This is a genomic window from Idiomarina aminovorans (assembly GCF_023155095.1).
Classification (GTDB): domain Bacteria; phylum Pseudomonadota; class Gammaproteobacteria; order Enterobacterales; family Alteromonadaceae; genus Idiomarina; species Idiomarina aminovorans.
In genome coordinates, this window is the sequence record NZ_JAKNDA010000001.1 from 627566 (window position 1) to 644735 (window position 17170).

The following is a 17170-nucleotide window of genomic DNA, read 5'->3' on the forward strand; positions in this document are numbered from 1 at the left end:
TTCTTTCTGTACTAATTACGCTTTAGCGACGTTGTCTTTAGGGTTCAAATACAATATCGTCCAGCCAGTATAGGCAAGAATAATAGCAATTAGTGGTGTCAGATAATTAAAGAATGCATAGATACCATATTCTAATGGACTAACCGCAAGCACTGAAAACATATAAGCCCCGCAGGTATTCCATGGAATTAACGCCGAAGTAATGGTTCCGCTGTCTTCCAGCGTACGGGAAAGCACTCTGGGGTCCAGGTTACGGCGTTCATACTCTTCTTTAAACATTCGCCCCGGCAGAACAATAGCCATATATTGATCCGCAGTAAGCACGTTAGCGCCAAAACAGGTAAAAATAGTACCAGTAACCAATGCGCCAACGCTTTTAGCAAATTGCAGCATGCCGCGAATAAAACGCTCTAACAGGCCAATTTTTTCCATGATCGCGCCAAAGGTCATGGCACTTAAAATAAGCCAGACAGTATTGAGCATGGATGACATACCGCCACCACTCAGCAATGAGTCCAGATTAGCGCTGCCAGTGCTGACAGCAACACCATCGGACAAGGCTAACCACACAACTTTTAATGCCGGAACCCAGCCCTCTTGTCCGGCAATTTGAGTGACCATTTCCGGTTGAAATATCAACGCCCAGGCACCGCCCAGTAATGCCCCGAAAAATACGGTTGGTAACGCAGGTTTGCGCGTCGCAGCCAGATACAGTAACACAGCCAGAGGTACAAGCATTTCCCAGCCAATATTAAACGTTGCTTGCAGTTGTTCCTGCATGAGTTTAAGGCGCTCTAAACTCACATTAGAGTCCGTATTAAGGCCTAAGATTAAAAACAAGACTATTGAGATGATAAATGCAGGCCCTGCCGTGTATCCCATATAACGAATATGAGCAAAGAGCTCTGTTCCGGCAACCGCGGGAGCTAAATTTGTGGTATCAGACAGCGGCGACATTTTATCACCAAAGTACGCACCTGAAACTATCGCTCCAGCTGCAATACCGGGGTCCAGCCCCATTCCCGAAGCAACCCCCATCAAAGCCACACCAATAGTTGCTGCGGTTGTCCATGAACTGCCTATAGAGAGAGCAACAACTCCGCAAATAACGCAGCTTGCAGCGTAAAATAAACTCGGATTGAGAAGTTCAAGGCCATAGTAAATCAATGTGGGCACTGTACCTGACAATAGCCAGGTGCCAATCAATGATCCAACCGCGAGAATGATCAACATCGCCCCGAGCGCAACAGAAATTCCCTCAGTGATGCCTTCCTCTATTTGCTGCCAGCTAAAGCCGTTTCGGAAACCGATAATGACCGCAATGCCTGCTGCCACCAACAGGGCAATTTGGTTAGGTCCATAAGAAGAATCTTCACCGAACAAATAAACGGATGAAGACAGCATGGCAATCAGCGCAAGTAAAGGAATGAGCGCTTGTAATAAACTGGGTGCTTTTGTTTTATGACTCATTAATTATTCAACCTAAAGTTTTATAAAGCCAATTAGCTGTAAAAAAATAATAATGATAGCGACTGGAGAAATGTACTTAACACAGAGTAACCAGACATCGAAAATGCCTTTTTTAGTATCCAGTTCGTCTTTCGTAAATTCAGAACGCATCACCCAGCCGGCTAATACCGCTAACAATAAACCGCCCAGCGGTAATAACAGGCTTGATGTTAAAACATCTATAATATCAAACAATGAGTTAATTGGCTTACCCAGCCACTGCTCGTCTAACTGCGCCCAGCCAGATCCCGCAAACGAATGAATCGTTAACTGTCCTAACAGCCATAACACGCCAGCGGAAATAATGGTTGCCGGCCAGCGGCTTAAAGAAAACTTCTCAGCCACGAAAGCGACTGATGATTCAATCATTGCAATGGCCGATGTAAAGGCAGCAATAACCAGCATAATGAAAAATACGGTTCCGACAAAACCACCCGCTGGCATTTCGCTAAAGGCTAAGGGGAGCGTAGTAAAGATAAGCCCGGGGCCTTCACTGGGTGTTAACCCATAACCAAAAACTAACGGGAATATCGCAAGCCCTGCAAGCAAAGCCACAAAAGTATCAATGACGGCTATCCACAAGCTAGTTTGCACTATTGATGTTTCACGTGGCAAATAAGCGCCGTACATAATGACGACACCGGAGGCCAGGCCTAAAGTAAAAAATGAATGCCCTAACGCTATCATCACACCGTTAACAGTGAGTTTGCTAAAATCGGGCTCAAACATAAAACCAATTGCAGCGGAGAAGTCGCCGATACTGCCGGAGTAAATTGCAATAACAACCAACAGAACGATCATACAAGGCAGTAATAACCGAACCGACCTTTCCAGGCCATTTTTTACACCATTACCAACAACTAACACTGTGGCAACGATAACCAAACTGTGCCAAAGCATCAGCTCGCCCGGGGATGCTAGTAGCCCTCCAAACGTTTCCCCTATCTGCTCAGCTGAAGCCTGGGTAAAGATTCCCTGCGCCGCCTTAAATACATAAGCCAATGCCCAGCCTGCTATGACAGCATAGAAACTTAAAACTAAATAACCGGTCAGCATGCCAAGCCAACCGGCGGCTTGCCACGCGGTATGCTTACCCGACTCCAGAGCAACTGATTTAGCGGCGTAGCCAGGAGAATGGCGGCCCCGACGACCGATAATCACTTCTGCCATCATAATGGGAATACCAATGGCCAGAATACAAAGAAGATAAACGAGTACAAATGCCCCGCCGCCATTTTCGCCCATAACATAGGGAAACTTCCAAATATTTCCCAAGCCAACAGCGGCAGCAGAAGATGCTAAGATAAAACTCAAACGGCTCGACCACCGACTTGATATTGTCTGATTATTTGTTGTCATTATTATTAATCGTTTGTGTTTATTACCGCGCTATATGACCACAAAAAGTAGGTCTATGACAAGTACACAAAAAAATACCGCCGTAAAGGCGGTACTTTTAAAGAAGTCATACTAATTTGAAACAAGTTGATTTTGATCAATAAAGTCAAATGCAACTAAAGCAGCCTGGTCAAGGTGAGGATCAACCTCCATAAGCTCGTCCGGCGCATCCTCAACGCTTTCTACAGGTTCTTTATCAGCCCGCTTCAAACGTTCATTAATACGCTCAAGCTGTCGTGCTTTTTGTCGCTCTTGTTTCTGCTCTCGCTCAGTTAACACAAGACTGACCCAAGTCTTATCTTTTTCTTCTCTAAATCTCTCTATTTCTTCAAAGATATAAGAAAACTCAGGGTCATCTTCAATCCTTTGATTTAGGTGTTGCTGTAGCTCTTTTATTTTAGCGTTATTGATTTCGCCCACTTGACTATAATCGGCCTTAGCAATTTTATCCCAAGGTAAGGCATTATCTTCTTTGCTCTCGCCCCACTCAGAGGGTTCCACAAAAGAAGGGAAGACAACATCCGGCTGCACACCTTTTAATTGCGTGCTCCCACCATTGATACGGTAGAACTTCGCAATGGTATACTGCACGCTTCCAAGGGGTTTATCATAGAAGTCAAAACGACGAGTCAACCCACGATGCTGCTGTACAGTACCTTTACCAAAGGTATTTTCACCAATAATCAGCGCTCGTTCGTAGTCTTGCATCGCTGCAGCGAATATCTCAGATGCCGATGCACTGTAACGATCGACCATGACAAACAACGGCCCTTCATAATAAGTCTTGCCGTCTTTATCTCTACTGACATCAACCCGGCCGCGACCATCGCTAACCTGAACCACAGGTCCCTTATCGATAAACAAACCACTTAAATTAATTGCCTCGGTCAACGCCCCGCCACCATTACCGCGTAAATCTACCACAAGGCCTTCGACCTCTTTGTTTTCCAAATCTTCAATCAGTTTTTTTACATCAGCAGTTAGATTGTTGTAAAAACCCGGGATTTCAATAACCCCCAGACGACGACCTTTATAAGGACCTTCCTTAAACTCTTTAACTTCTGCTTTTGCTGCGCGATCTTCCAGTTTGACTTTATCGCGGGTAATCTCGACTTCGCTGGGCGTACCGCCGGCACCCTGGCTTGCTTTTAGCACCTGCAGTCTGACACTTGTTCCTTTAGGCCCTTTAATTAATTCCACTACGTCATCCAGGCGCATGCCTATAATATCAACGAATTCTTCCTCGTCTTCGCCGTTACCCTGACCGACAGCGATAATTTTATCTTCCGGTGAAAGTTCACCGGTTTTGTCTGCCGGTCCGCCGGGAACTAAGCTACGAATTATCGTGTAATCGTATTCGGACTGCAAAACCGCACCAATACCTTCCAGTTCAAGGTTCATATTTTGCTGGAAACGTTCTGAGTTCGACGGAGACAGATAGCTGGTATGGGCTTCAACTGAACGGGCAAAAGCGTTCATGACTGTTTGAAATACATCTTCACTTTTAGATTTTGTCAGGCGATTTAAGGCGCTGTTATAGCGTTTGCCCAGTGTCTCAACAATTTCCGGCCACTCTTTGCCAGCAAGTTTTAAGTTGAGAGCATCGTATTTGACCCGACTCTGCCAAAGTTCATTAAGCTCATCCTGCGATTCAGCCCATTTGGCATCTTCGCGATCATAGTAGTATTTATCGTCTTCAGCCGAAAAGTCCATGGGCTTTTCTTCATCCAGTAAAGACAAGGCATACTCATAACGTTGAAAGCGGCGTTCTAAACTTTTGCGATAAATATTGAAGGCAACATTAAGCTCGCCCCGTTTCAACATATCATCGAATAAATGACGATATTCATCAGCCGCTTCAATGTCTTTCTTTAGTAAAAACATTTTGCTGTAATCTAGCAGCTCAAAATACCGTTCATGAATTTTTTCAGATAACTCATTATCTAACGTTAAACTGCTGAAGTGATAACGGGTAAAATAAGAGGTTATACGCTCACTGGCTGTATCATGTTGGGCTTCTTGCTCCAGTTCTGGTAATTCACTGATTTTGTGTTCCGGTGGTACTGCAACCGCTGTGGGGACCACACACATCAGTGCCAATGCACATTTTTTTACAGCCCAGTGTTTCATTGACTACTCCTACGCACGCAGAAAAATCTTATCTGCTTTAACTTTCATGGTTAAACCGTTTTGCAACTGAACCTGAACATCGTCTTTGTCCAGCTCCAAAATTGTTGCTGCCATTGGGGTGTTCCCCGCTTTTACCTGTACTTGTTGACCAACAGAAAGCTTATTGAGTTCCACATCAGTCAATTTAACTTGAGCTTTGTTGGGTTTCTTTGCTGATTTAGCTTTGGGTTTTGATTGAGTTGAGTCAGCGCTTTTATCTTTGCTCGGCACCTTTTTCACAGAAGCCTTAGCCGCAGCTTTATTCTTTTCAGCAACTTTAGCTTTCGACTCTTTCAAGGTTTCCTGAGCGTGCTGTTGGTGTTCTTCAGTCACAGCTTCAACGTCATGACCATCCAGATCAACACGTTGCACACCAACTTTTACACTATAAAGGTAACGCCAACTGTTGGTGTAATGGCGTAAAGCTGTCCGCAAACGTGTTTTGCTAACTTTTTCGTCACCTTCAAGACGTTTCGCCAGATCTTCAAAAACGCCGATTTTTAAAGGCTTTGCATCGCCTTTAACACTAAAACATTGAGGAAATTGCTCAGTTAAATAGGCAATAACATCTTTACTTTTCGTCAGCTTTTCAGGTTCACTCATTCCATTCTTCTTCCTGTTCGCGGACAACTTTCATTAAGTTTCGAACGTAGTCGTCCATTTCATCAAATGACAAATCCAACAATGCGGGTTCTTCAATCCAGTCATACAGCGTACGACGAACCATTTCCTCCAACTGCTCTGTTGTATCATCATCCTCACGTAATGCATTAATGTGATGCAGCATTTCATTGATTTTGTCAGCAGCTTCTTCTTCCTGCTCTTCAAAAAAAATAGCATCTTGTTTGGTGACTAAATAGCTATGGATATCAAATTCAACAAACATTCTAGCTCTGTAGTCCCGGCCAGTTGAGAGTTTGACAATATTCAGCAATTGCCATAATGCCTTTTGCATCAGTCTCATTAAAACGACCAATTGAAGGGCTGTCGATATCCAGCACAGCAACGGTTTTACCGTTAACGACAATAGGCGCAACCACTTCACTATTAGAGGCTGAGTCGCAAGCAATGTGGCCAGAAAACTGGTGAACGTCCTCGACTCGTTGACATTCCTGCGATTCTGCAGCTACACCACAAACCCCTTTACCAAAAGGGATCCGGACACAAGCAACACGCCCCTGAAACGGGCCTAATACCAATTCATTTTCAGAACGGGTTAAATAGAAACCTAACCAGTTAATATCATCAATATGTTCATAAAGTAGCGCAGATATATTCGCAAGATTTGCAATTAAATCAGGCTCATCTTCTGTTAAAGCCTTACTTTGGGCTAATAAATCGGAGTACAACTGAGAACTCATAGTTCGCCTTTTTCTTGATCGAGTTTAAAACGAGCAATTTGCTCGCCGGCATCTGTTTTAAACTGTTCTTTTAATTCACGTTTGGTTTTTGTAACGATTTCACCATTTGCGTTTATAGTGAAAGCTTCGTCACTACTAACATAACGGGCCTGATAAGCCATGACCAGTTGAATTGAATTTTCGCGTTGTTCATGGGACAAGCGGTTACCGTCCGGCCACTTGCCCGTCTCAACCGCCTGAACCAGACGTTCATAGACGTCTTGATTCATACTTTCAATTAAATCGTCAAATTGCATAATACTATTGCTTTTTCTTTTTCAAGAAGAGAAGTTGCACGCGGTTTATCAAAAACCAAATCACCCCAGCTACCATTGCACCAATGGACATACCATATTGCCAGGTACCCGGTATTGGTTGCTGAAGAAATAAATAAGTAAAAGCAGCGATAGCTATCAGTAAGGCAAGCATTGAGCGAGACAAGAGCTTATCGGATTTTTCTTGCTTTATCCTGAACCCCTCTCGCTCCATTTCTTCTTTAGACTGACCAGCCAGTACAAACTGACAATGTGGACATTCTTTTACTTTGCTTGAAATTCGTTTATTACACGAAGGACATTGTGTTAACGCCATAAACTACCTATCTCTTATGCAGTCCTTGCAATATAAGGCTTTTGCTCTTAATTTCAAGCATTGTCACTGAATAAAAGAAAAAACGGCCAACTTTAGGTTGACCGTTTTGGTTTAACTGAGACAAATTATCTTACTTTTTTTTATCGGCATCGCCAAAGTCTTTCCAGTAAGACTTAACCGTTGATTTCATTTCTCTGCGAAGCAAAATCATACCCAGTAAGTTGGGTAACGTCATTAACACAATGGCAATGTACGAAGCGGTCCATACCAATGTGGTATCAGCAAACGATGCCCAGAAGAAGCCAGCCACATAAAGTATGCGATAAGGCATAACCCCCTTCTGTCCAACCAGATAGACAACCGCCCTGTCACCGTAATACGACCAGGCTATAGCTGTCGAAAAAGCAAACATAAGCAAGGTAATGGGAATAATGTACTGACCATAATCACCGAAGTAACCATTAGCAAAAGCTAACGAAGTTAATGCGGCAGAATGTACCAGCGATTTACCCACCACTTCAATATCTTCTTTAATCAGGTTGCCATTTTCAATTTTAACCTGACCGCTGTAGGCATCTTCTCCGGCAATAACAAAACGCACATCTTCAGCTACTGAACGGGCATGCAAGATGGTTATTTCACCATTGGTCTGCGCCTTGCCGTCTACAACGTCGAGTGTGCCTGAATAATGCTTAATTTCCGTATCGTTAAAGCCGTTTAAGTATTTATACAATTCTTGCCGGTCTTCGCTCTCAACGTCATTGTATTCACCCACAACGAAGTTCAGATCACTTCTGGCGAAGCTGTTCTCAAATTTTTCAGTCCATACCCCGGAAGACAAAATAACCAGACCGGTTAAGGTACAAATTAAAATGGTATCCAGGAATGGTTCCAGAATTGAGACCAAACCTTCAGCAACAGGATCTTTCGCTTTTGCTGAAGCGTGCGCAATTGGTGCGGACCCCTGACCTGCTTCGTTAGAGAATAAACCACGGTTTACACCACGGTTAAACGCATAAGCAAAGCTGGCTCCCAGGAAACCACCTGCTGCGGCGGAACCGGTGAAGGCATCACTGAAAATGGAAACGAAAGATGAGCCAATATTGTCTATATTAAAAAAGATAACGCTTAAAGAACCGATGACATAAACAACGCCCATTATCGGAACAATTTTAGAGGTAACCGCCGCTATTCGCTTAATACCACCAATAATAACCATTGCTAATAGAATAGAGAGGATAGCTCCGGTCCAGACAGAGTCAATCGAAAAGGTCTGTTCCATTGACTGGGCAATGTTATTAATTTGCGGCATATTTCCGGTGCCAAACGAACTAATAATAGTTGCAATAGCAAAGATGACCGCTAACCATTTCATATTGAGACGGCGATCCATGTAATACATGGGTCCGCCAGCCATGGAGCCATCTTCAGTTTTTACGCGGTATTTGTGCGACAGAGTAACTTCGACAAATTTGGTTGTCATACCGAGGAATGCCGTCATCCACATCCAGAAAATAGCCGCTGGGCCGCCTAAAAAGATGGCCAGTGCCACACCACCAATATTACCGGTACCGACAGTACCGGATAACGCGGTCGACAGAGCCTGGAAGTGACTGGTGTCCCCTTGCGAGTCTTTCTTATCAAATTTTCCTGCTAATACTCTCCACGCGTGCCTGAAATAGCGCACCTGGGGAAAACCAAGATACAAGGTGAAAAATAAGCCCACACCGAGCAAAAGAAATGGAAAGTAAGTTGCAGAACCTAAGAATCCATCAATCCAAAGCAAAAAATTGTTGAGCGCTTCCAAGGAAGACCCCCTTTGTTGTTATTATTTTATGATACAACTCTAGTTTTAACGCAATTTAGGTGAGACTGCCAACATTGCTGTTAATACGTCTTCGCCTAAGCGCTGACAACGAGCCACTGACCAGCCAAAATCTTGGTCAGGTAAGTTTGCATTGTCTTTAAACGGCATCTCCAGAGTGTAAGACAAACATTTGAAACGCTCGCCGACAGCGGAATTAGCGACCGTCATGTTAGCCTGACCCGGCTCGTCACGTTCATAGCCATATTCAGTCTGGAATTCAGGCGTGGCGGCTAGAAACGAAGCTTTAAAGGTATTTTCTAAGTCTTTAAGCCGCTCGTCGTAGCAAGGAATACCCTCACAACCAGCAACAAAGTTATACGGTAAGTTTTCATCGCCGTGTACGTCCAGGAACATATCAACGCCGGTTTCCTGCATACGTTTTAACACATAGAACACTTCCGGGCTTTTCTCCAGGCTGGGTTCAGCCCACTCGCGGTTTAAGTTTGTACCTACCGCATTTGTCCGCAAATGACCTCGAACACTGCCATCGGGGTTCATATTTGGCACAACGTAAAACACGTTCTCATCAAGTAACTTACGAGCTACGCCATCTTCGTCATCTAACAGACGAGTAATAAGTCCTTCCATAAACCACTCTGCCATAGACTCACCGGGGTGCTGTCGAGCGGTTACCCAAATGGTGTTTTTGTGCTCAGCCGGTTCACCAATGACCAGTAAGTTTAACTCACGGCCGTCGATGGTTTCTCCCAGCAACTCATGATAGCAATCTATTGACTGTTGCGCGGACTGAACAAGGTCCTGGTGGCGTTCATAAGAATACGGTATGAAATAGGCATAGTAGACACTTTCCTGTTCCGGGGTGTGGCGGATAGTCAGCTCTTTGTCGTTATACTCGGTTGGTACACGGAACCAGGTTTCACGGTCATAAGAGGCCAGCGCCTGATAATCTTTCCAACCGTCAGAGTATGCCGAGCCAGAGGCATTTTCGATAGTCATTACATGCTCTTCGCCCGCTTCAGCAAATAGCTTAAAGTGAAACCACTGGTAAAAATCGGATTGATGATCTTTTTCAATAGCTAAACGGATGTCATCTGTGTCGTTAGCGCTGATAACCTGAATATTGCCACTGTCAAAGTTTGCACTAATATGCATACTTCACCTTTTTATGTCTGAGAAAAATGGTAGAAAAAAGCGCCCAACAGGCGCTTTCCAATTATTTCGGTAAATTTGGAACTTTAAGTCCGGCCATCGCTTCAGCCACACTAATTACCTGAGTGCTATAACCAAATTCGTTGTCATACCAAACGTAAAGCACTGCCCGGTTGTCTTCAACAATAGTTGCCTCAGAGTCAACCACTCCGGGGTGGCGTGAGCCCACTAAATCTGAAGAAACAATTTCCGTAGAAGCGGTATAGCCAATCTGATTGACTAAGTCAGAATGCAGAGCAACCTGGCGCAAATAATCATTCAATTCATCACGGTTTGTAGACTTCTCAAGATTTAAGTTCATTATGGCCATGGAAACGTTCGGTGTTGGCACGCGGATAGCATTACCCGTTAGCTTACCTTCCATTTCTGGAAGCGCTTTTGATACGGCCTTGGCGGCACCGGTAGAGGTGATCACCATATTCAACGGTGCTGAACGTCCACGACGGTCTGCCTTGTGATAGTTATCAATTAAGTTTTGATCGTTGGTGTAAGAGTGTATTGTTTCCACATGACCATTACTAATACCGAAGTGCTCATCTAATACTTTCAGTACCGGGGTGATTGCATTGGTTGTACAGCTTGCTGCAGAAACAATGCGGTCACTATCTTCAATCATATTATCGTTAACACCAAAAACGATATTTTTAATCTCACCTTTCGATGGTGCCGTCAGCAATACTTTGTTAACACCTGTTGATTTGAGATGCAGACCTAAACCCGCTTCGTCTTTCCATATACCGGTATTATCAATGACAATTGCGTTATCAATACCGTATTGAGTGTAATCCACCTGGTCCGGACCGTCTGAGTAAATGACTTGAATATTAGTGCCGTTGGCTTTTATACACTGGTTTTCTTCATCAACGGTGATAGAGCCGTTAAATAGCCCGTGAATGGAGTCACGACGCAACAAACTCGCCCGTTTTTCCAGGTCACCGTCTCGCCCACCACGGACCACAATTGCACGTAAACGCATTTTATTGTTAGCGCCATTCCGCTCGATTAACTGACGCGCCAATAAGCGCCCGATACGGCCAAAACCATACAAAACAATATCACGCGGTTCAATGTTGTCTTCTGTATCGATAATGTCAGCCAACTCACGTTTCACATAGTCTGTGACTGATAAGTTATCGGCTTTATCTTCAAACAAGTAACCATAAGCTAATTTGCCCAAATCAACACGAGCCGGCGAAAGTTTCAGTTCTGCCATAGCTTGCAGGAAAGGAAAACTTTCGCGTAAGCGAACCTTTTGTCCCTCGTGGCGAAGAATAAGACGGTGTGCCTTAATAATGTTGATGGTCGATACGTTCAATAATGAACGTCCGTAAACCAAAATTTCGACACCGAAGTTTCGATACAGCTTGCCAAGCAAAGGTTGCATTTGCTCCGCGAATTCCTGGCGTTCTTGCCAACTTGATAAGGTAGGATCTTGCTGATTAGAGTTCATAATGAGCCCTGTCCTCTGTGCTAATGTCAGTGAGCTAATAAAGTGCTACGCTTTGAAAACCGCGATATTGTACTGAAAAGCTTGGCATGAAGCCAATTTTAAGAAATAATTGAATTTCACCAAAAATGTTGATGCCTATGTTAAAGAAAATTATTTTTGCAAGTGCTGTTGTTGCCTTAACCGGCTGTATTGAAAGCAAACTGACGGTGCGGCAGATCTGCGAGTCTTCGCCCGCTTTGTGTAATGACTTAAACGACGACAACTGGTGCAATTCAGAGCGTCGGCAACTTGTTTTCAGTCGTTATGAGCGTCAACAAAACGATACGAACGAAACCCAGTATTTTTTAATGCGAGACTTACAGGAATATGCTCAATGCATAGAGTTAGCCTCAACAATTGAGCATAAAAAACTAAAGCAAAAACAGTCAAACCGCATTGAAGCTTTTATTAACTCACAGAAAAATATTAAACAACTCGCCGATAAAACCGCTGACTCCGAACACCCGCTTTGGCTGTATTGGCACTGGTCGAACCGGGGTAATGAGGAAGCGCTGCAGGAACTGCTTGCTTTAGAAGGAACCGCTAAGCTAGAAAAACCTGAACTCAAACTGGCATTAGCGACCTACTACACTAAGCATAACTCGCAAAAAACATTCGAGCTTCTTTACAGCGCTCTCAGGCTTTATGGTCCGGGTGATCGCATTAACCCTGAAATACCATCAACGTTGGTTTCTATGTATCTCAAACAAGGTAATAGTTCTGAAGCCTATGTCTGGTCTCAGGTTGCCTGGCAATTTGGTCAGGACAACCTTGAAAAAAACAGTATGAAAAATATTATCAACGCCAGCGATACGCAATACGAACAGTGGGATGAACGCGCGGAATCTATCGTCGATAAAATTAAAAGCGGTAATTTCCGTGGCTATCATTCGTCCTCTTCATGACGCATAGAAAGCGAGTTAACGCAGTAACGCTGTCCGGTTTGCGTGGGGCCATCGTCAAAAACATGGCCCAAATGCCCTCTGCACCGGCTGCACACTATTTCTGTACGCGCCATGCCATGGCTTGAGTCCTCAACATAATCAACAGCTCCTTTTATCGCTTTATCAAAACTTGGCCACCCGCAATGGGCATCAAATTGGTGATCAGCCTCAAACAATTTTTGACCACAACCAGCACAACGATAAACGCCCTCTTTATCACAGCTTAAATATTTACCGGAAAAGGGTCGTTCTGTGCCCTTTTTCCTTAACACGTAATACGCTTCATCTCCCAGTTGCTTACGCCATTCGTCTTCCGTTTTACTACCCCATTCATTTTCATTCATACTCAGTTAACTCCCTTATCTTTCAATCAAATGTCGTACTACTGTAACAGTGACTGTGCTAAACTTAAGTCAATATTTAAGGTTAATTTTTGCTGAGGTTTTTAATGCTTCGTCGTACCAAAATTGTGACTACTCTCGGACCGGCTACCGACTCTGAAGAAATACTCAGAGAGCTGATAAAAACCGGTGCGAATGTTGTTCGTCTGAATTTCTCTCACGGCAATGGTGACGACCACAAGCAACGCGCTTCTATGGTTAGAAAAATAGCCCGCGAACTAAAGGCTCATGTCGCTATTTTGGGTGACTTGCAAGGTCCTAAAATTCGCGTCGCGCGTTTTCAGCAACATGAAATTACGTTATCGGTTGGCGATACGTTCATTTTAGACGCTGAACTGGAAAAAGACAGTGGTGATCAAAGCCGAGTTGGTCTGGATTATAAAGATCTACCGACAGACGTTAACCCTGGCGATATTTTATTACTGGATGATGGACGTATTCAGTTAAAAGTTGAAGCAATTAGCGGAAGCCAGGTGAAAACAGAAGTCACCATCGGTGGTCTGCTTTCTGACAATAAAGGTATTAACCGTCAGGGTGGCGGTTTATCAGCCGCGGCATTAACTGAAAAAGATTACACAGACATTAAATTGGCCGCCGAAATTGACGTCGACTATCTCGCCGTTTCTTTCCCCCGCTCCGGCGACGACATCAATCGGGCACGTCATTTACTCCGGGAAGCCGGTGGCCAAGGTGTATTGTGTGCAAAAATAGAACGGGCAGAAGCCGTTGCCAGTGAACACGCGCTGGATGACATTATCAGAGCGTCCGATGCGGTTATGGTGGCCCGGGGCGATTTAGGTGTCGAAATTGGTGATGCGCAATTAGTCGGTAAACAAAAACAAATTATCTCGCGCGCCCGCCAATTAAACCGGGTTGTTATTACTGCAACTCAGATGATGGAGTCGATGATTGAGAACCCCATGCCCACCCGTGCAGAGGTAATGGATGTCGCTAATGCAGTACTGGATGGCACGGATTCAGTAATGCTATCGGCAGAAACAGCCGCAGGCAACCACCCTGTAGCAACGGTAAAAGCCATGGCTGATATCTGTCTGGGTGCTGAAACTCATCCATCAGCTCAGTTGCATCATCAAGATCTTGAAGAGATGTTCTCCAGCATTACAGAAGCTACTGCCATGTCAGCCATGTACGCTGCGACCCACCTTAATGGAGTCACGGCCATCATCGCTCTAACAGAATCTGGCTTTACGGCCAAATTGATGTCCAGAATCACCTCTCACCTGCCCATATTCTCGTTGTCGCGCCATCCACAAAGCCGTGATAAATCAGCACTTTACCGAGGTGTTTACCCCATTGATTTTGATTCGACCCGTATTGACAATCCAATAACAGAGGCCATCAAGGTGGTTAAAAATAACGGACATATTAAAACGGGAGATTTAGTGATCTTAACTCACGGTGATGTCATGGAAACGGTTGGTTCAAGCAACACCTGTAAAATTATCGAAGTTCATTAACGGCTAAAGTCACTAATTAATGAGTCCAGAAGGTCGATGTATTCATCGGCCTTTTTTATGACCTTCTTCCGCTGTTCTTGATTCAGGCTTTGATACATGCCCCACAGGAATTTTTTTCGCAACTCACTACTTTGCTGGGCTTGTTGCTGAAACTCATCAATTCTAAGTTGTTTCGGATCAAGAATTAAAGAAGATAGCCGCTTTTTATCAACGGGCTGGCTCAGCAGTGCCTTTTCAAATTCGGTCAGCCAGCTATCTCGATAACTTAACCATTGTTCACGCAGTTCGGGGGAATCTTTTACCCAGCTTCGCAGTAATTTATCTTGTTCTGGCGTTAAGTCCCCCAGAATATCTTCTAAATCTTCCTCAACGTCAGTAATACGGTCAAGCTGGCGTAAAATAGGATTTTGTTTTTTATCTTTATGCAACCGCTGATAACGCTGTTGTTGAGCTTCTTCTAAACGGTTAATAAGCTGTTCACGTTGTTCCAGGGTTAATGTAGCCAGTAAATCGGCTTCAGCTTCAACTTGTATTAAAACATTATTCCAAAACGTCCAAAGACTATCTTCAAAAGCTGAAATGTCTTCGTGTGTTAATGATTTTTTTTCGACTTTGTCCCGCAAGCTTTTTAACTCTTCCCTATACAGAGGAAGCTGTGTTTGTGCGTGCCATAAGTGCATTCTATCCACTTTTTCCGACAGTAACTCTTCTTGCTTGTCGTTTAAGTCGACATAGTCATTGACTTTCCATTCCACCAGAGTATCGGCAAATTGATAGCCTATGTTGGCTGTGCAACCTGCAATAAAAACAAAAGCGGTAAATACACCTATCAATCGATACATGCTCAGCTCAGAATCAGTTGTTTAATACGATCTTTATAACTACGGCTTACTTTCAGTTTTTGACCATTTTTTAATTCTAAATGGTACTCGCCATTTTGTTGATTACAAAGCTTTTCAACTTGCTTGATATTGACGATGGCGGAACGATGCACACGCTGAAAGAGCTTGGGGTTAAGGTCTTGCTCAAGTTCTTTCATGGTCCTGCGCAAAATATGAGTCTCGTCGCCAGCATGAATACACATATAATCTCCGGCGGCATCAACCCACTTAATATCATTGACAGCGACACGAGTTATCTCGCCACTGTCTTTTATCGCTATATAATCGGGGTATTCATCTGCTGTTATATTTTCTCCGGCGGCCAGTTTCTCAAGTAATGTATTGGCATTCTGTCCGGTTACTCCAGCTACGAGGCTGATAAGTTTACTTTGTTGTTCATCGCTAATGTTTTGGTGTTCGTTGATCACACGCTTTACACATTCAGCTAAACGCGCATCATCAACGGGTTTTAATAGGTAATCGAGTGCTCTCACCTCAAATGCTTTTATTGCATAGGTATCATAAGCTGTAACAAAAACCACGATCGGCAACTTTTGCTTTTGCTCCTGAACCGCTTTTAACACTTCAAAGCCATTTAAGCCTGGCATTTGTATATCAAGAAAAATTAAATCAGGTTTTTGCTCTATAATGACCTCGACTGCCTCCCGACTACTTTTACACTCAGCCATCAGCTGCAGTTCGTCGAATACCTGCAGGCGGATAGCCAAACCTTTTCTGGCAAGTGACTCATCATCAACAACCAGGGTTTTCAATCGATTCATTGCTGATTCTCCAACATTTCCAGCGGCAGAGTAAGGCGAATACACAAACCACTTTCTTCGCCTTTTAACATCTCAAACCGATACTGTTTACCGTATAAAGATTTAAGTCTTTGCCGAGTGTTATTAAGTCCAACACCGTCTTTGCGAAAGAGCTTTTCAGGATCAGTTTGTATTTTGGGACCATTATCACAAACCTCTAATACCAGATTACTCATTTCTGACCAGGAGCGGACTTTTATTTTGCCAATACCTTCAACATTCGAAATTGCGTACTTTATCGAATTTTCAATTAGCGGTTGGCAAATAAGGCTGGGTACTAAGGCTTTTTTTGTTTCATCTGACAACTGAATATCAATTTCAAGTTGTTCGTCAAAACGCACTTTTTCTATGTCCAAATACAAAAGCAGCGTATCTACCTCTTTCTCAAGAGTCACTTTTTTTATCGGCTCGTTATCCAATGAGAAACGTAAAAAGTGGCTCAGCTTATTCACCATCAAATTAGCTTTTTCGTTATCTTTCAATAAGATAAGAGTGGATATTGCATTGAGTGTATTAAATAAAAAATGCGGATTAAGCTGGTATCTCAACATTTTCAACTGAGCCTGATGAGCCATAGAAGAGGCTAATAATGCCTTTTGCTTCTCCTCTTGCAGCATCTGGTAGTACTTAATGCCAAAATATAATCCGCTCCAACTGAGAATGATATAGAATTTAGCCAGACTATTTTTTAAATAGAAAAACAGACTGTCAGGGCGAAAACCAAACTTATAAATCTCCCAGTACGTCGCATTATCGACGACAGCCCAGGCCACCGCGCTAACGTAGGAAGCGACAATTGCAATTAATACCATAAGCGGAGGTGGTATTTCCCATATCCTGCGATACAGGTACCGAAGGGGAATGGTAATTAAAAAACCGGCATAGGCTCCCAGGATAATAATAAGCGTGTAGATATCGCGCATTTCATGCATCAACGAACCTATATAATTCACTAATGCATACCCAACCCAACCACCGGCCTGTAGCAACCAGAAAAATCGGTTGCGATTATCCATTAACAATTGCCATTGCGTTTTAATTGGTTTTTTCAT

Annotated in this window: 17 protein-coding genes; 2 read left to right on the forward strand and 15 right to left on the reverse strand. The window is 43.6% G+C overall.

Annotation, left to right across the window (positions count from 1 at the left end; genetic code table 11):
- Window positions 1-15: 15 nt before the first annotated feature.
- The 11 genes from nhaC to L8G48_RS03180 form a co-directional block, all read right to left on the reverse strand.
- The gene (nhaC, locus tag L8G48_RS03130; protein ID WP_248263152.1) at window positions 16-1470 is read right to left on the reverse strand and encodes a Na+/H+ antiporter NhaC; all 1455 of its coding nucleotides are present in this window, start codon (window positions 1468-1470) and stop codon (window positions 16-18) included.
- Between the two features lie 12 nt (window positions 1471-1482).
- Window positions 1483-2868 carry a sodium-dependent transporter gene (locus L8G48_RS03135; protein ID WP_248263153.1) on the reverse strand — a complete coding sequence of 462 codons (1386 nt, stop codon included), beginning with the start codon at window positions 2866-2868 and terminating at the stop codon, window positions 1483-1485.
- A gap of 111 nt (window positions 2869-2979) precedes the next feature.
- Entirely contained in the window at window positions 2980-5037 is a 2058-nt protein-coding gene (gene prc / locus L8G48_RS03140) for a carboxy terminal-processing peptidase (protein WP_248263154.1), read from the reverse strand.
- 9 nt (window positions 5038-5046) lie between these two features.
- Entirely contained in the window at window positions 5047-5679 is a 633-nt protein-coding gene (proQ, locus tag L8G48_RS03145; protein ID WP_248263155.1) for an RNA chaperone ProQ, read from the reverse strand.
- Complete coding sequence (locus L8G48_RS03150; RefSeq protein ID WP_248263156.1) at window positions 5672-5962, reverse strand: hypothetical protein; 291 nt, start codon at window positions 5960-5962, stop codon at window positions 5672-5674. Before L8G48_RS03150 ends, proQ begins: the two co-directional genes overlap by 8 nt.
- Before the next feature lies 1 nt (window position 5963).
- Entirely contained in the window at window positions 5964-6437 is a 474-nt protein-coding gene (msrC, locus tag L8G48_RS03155) for a free L-methionine (R)-S-oxide reductase MsrC (RefSeq protein ID WP_248263157.1), read from the reverse strand.
- Entirely contained in the window at window positions 6434-6733 is a 300-nt protein-coding gene (locus L8G48_RS03160; protein ID WP_248263158.1) for a YeaC family protein, read from the reverse strand. The genes msrC and L8G48_RS03160 overlap by 4 nt, the downstream gene beginning before the upstream one ends.
- Window positions 6734-6737: 4 nt before the next feature.
- Window positions 6738-7067 carry an eL43 family ribosomal protein gene (locus tag L8G48_RS03165; protein WP_248263159.1) on the reverse strand — a complete coding sequence of 110 codons (330 nt, stop codon included), beginning with the start codon at window positions 7065-7067 and terminating at the stop codon, window positions 6738-6740.
- A gap of 130 nt (window positions 7068-7197) precedes the next feature.
- Window positions 7198-8874 carry an alanine/glycine:cation symporter family protein gene (locus tag L8G48_RS03170; RefSeq protein WP_248263160.1) on the reverse strand — a complete coding sequence of 559 codons (1677 nt, stop codon included), beginning with the start codon at window positions 8872-8874 and terminating at the stop codon, window positions 7198-7200.
- Between the two features lie 45 nt (window positions 8875-8919).
- A complete protein-coding gene (locus L8G48_RS03175; RefSeq protein ID WP_248263161.1) occupies window positions 8920-10047 on the reverse strand; it encodes a M14 family metallopeptidase in 1128 nt (375 codons plus the stop codon).
- Window positions 10048-10108: 61 nt separating this feature from the next.
- Window positions 10109-11554, reverse strand: a complete 1446-nt coding sequence (locus L8G48_RS03180; protein ID WP_248263162.1) for a glyceraldehyde-3-phosphate dehydrogenase — start codon at window positions 11552-11554, stop codon at window positions 10109-10111.
- 137 nt (window positions 11555-11691) lie between these two features.
- Here L8G48_RS03180 and L8G48_RS03185 point away from each other — a divergent pair, with 137 nt between their 5' ends.
- Complete coding sequence (locus L8G48_RS03185; RefSeq protein ID WP_248263163.1) at window positions 11692-12498, forward strand: DUF2989 domain-containing protein; 807 nt, start codon at window positions 11692-11694, stop codon at window positions 12496-12498.
- Here L8G48_RS03185 and msrB read toward each other — a convergent pair.
- Window positions 12480-12881, reverse strand: a complete 402-nt coding sequence (msrB, locus tag L8G48_RS03190; RefSeq protein ID WP_248263164.1) for a peptide-methionine (R)-S-oxide reductase MsrB — start codon at window positions 12879-12881, stop codon at window positions 12480-12482. The two genes, L8G48_RS03185 and msrB, sit on opposite strands and share 19 nt — an antisense overlap.
- 104 nt (window positions 12882-12985) lie before the next feature.
- On the opposite strand from msrB, the gene pyk reads away from it, so the two are divergent.
- Window positions 12986-14416 (forward strand): pyruvate kinase, encoded by a 1431-nt coding sequence (gene pyk, locus L8G48_RS03195; RefSeq protein WP_248263165.1) that lies wholly within the window; start codon window positions 12986-12988, stop codon window positions 14414-14416.
- On the opposite strand, the gene L8G48_RS03200 is transcribed toward pyk, so the two are convergent.
- The 3 genes from L8G48_RS03200 to L8G48_RS03210 are packed head-to-tail and all read right to left on the reverse strand — an operon-like array spanning window position 14413 to window position 17170.
- Complete coding sequence (locus L8G48_RS03200) at window positions 14413-15258, reverse strand: DUF6279 family lipoprotein (RefSeq protein ID WP_248263166.1); 846 nt, start codon at window positions 15256-15258, stop codon at window positions 14413-14415. The genes pyk and L8G48_RS03200 overlap by 4 nt on opposite strands.
- Window positions 15259-15260: 2 nt before the next feature.
- Window positions 15261-16079 carry a LytR/AlgR family response regulator transcription factor gene (locus tag L8G48_RS03205; RefSeq protein ID WP_248263167.1) on the reverse strand — a complete coding sequence of 273 codons (819 nt, stop codon included), beginning with the start codon at window positions 16077-16079 and terminating at the stop codon, window positions 15261-15263.
- Window positions 16076-17170, reverse strand: a complete 1095-nt coding sequence (locus L8G48_RS03210; RefSeq protein WP_248263168.1) for a sensor histidine kinase — start codon at window positions 17168-17170, stop codon at window positions 16076-16078. Before L8G48_RS03210 ends, L8G48_RS03205 begins: the two co-directional genes overlap by 4 nt.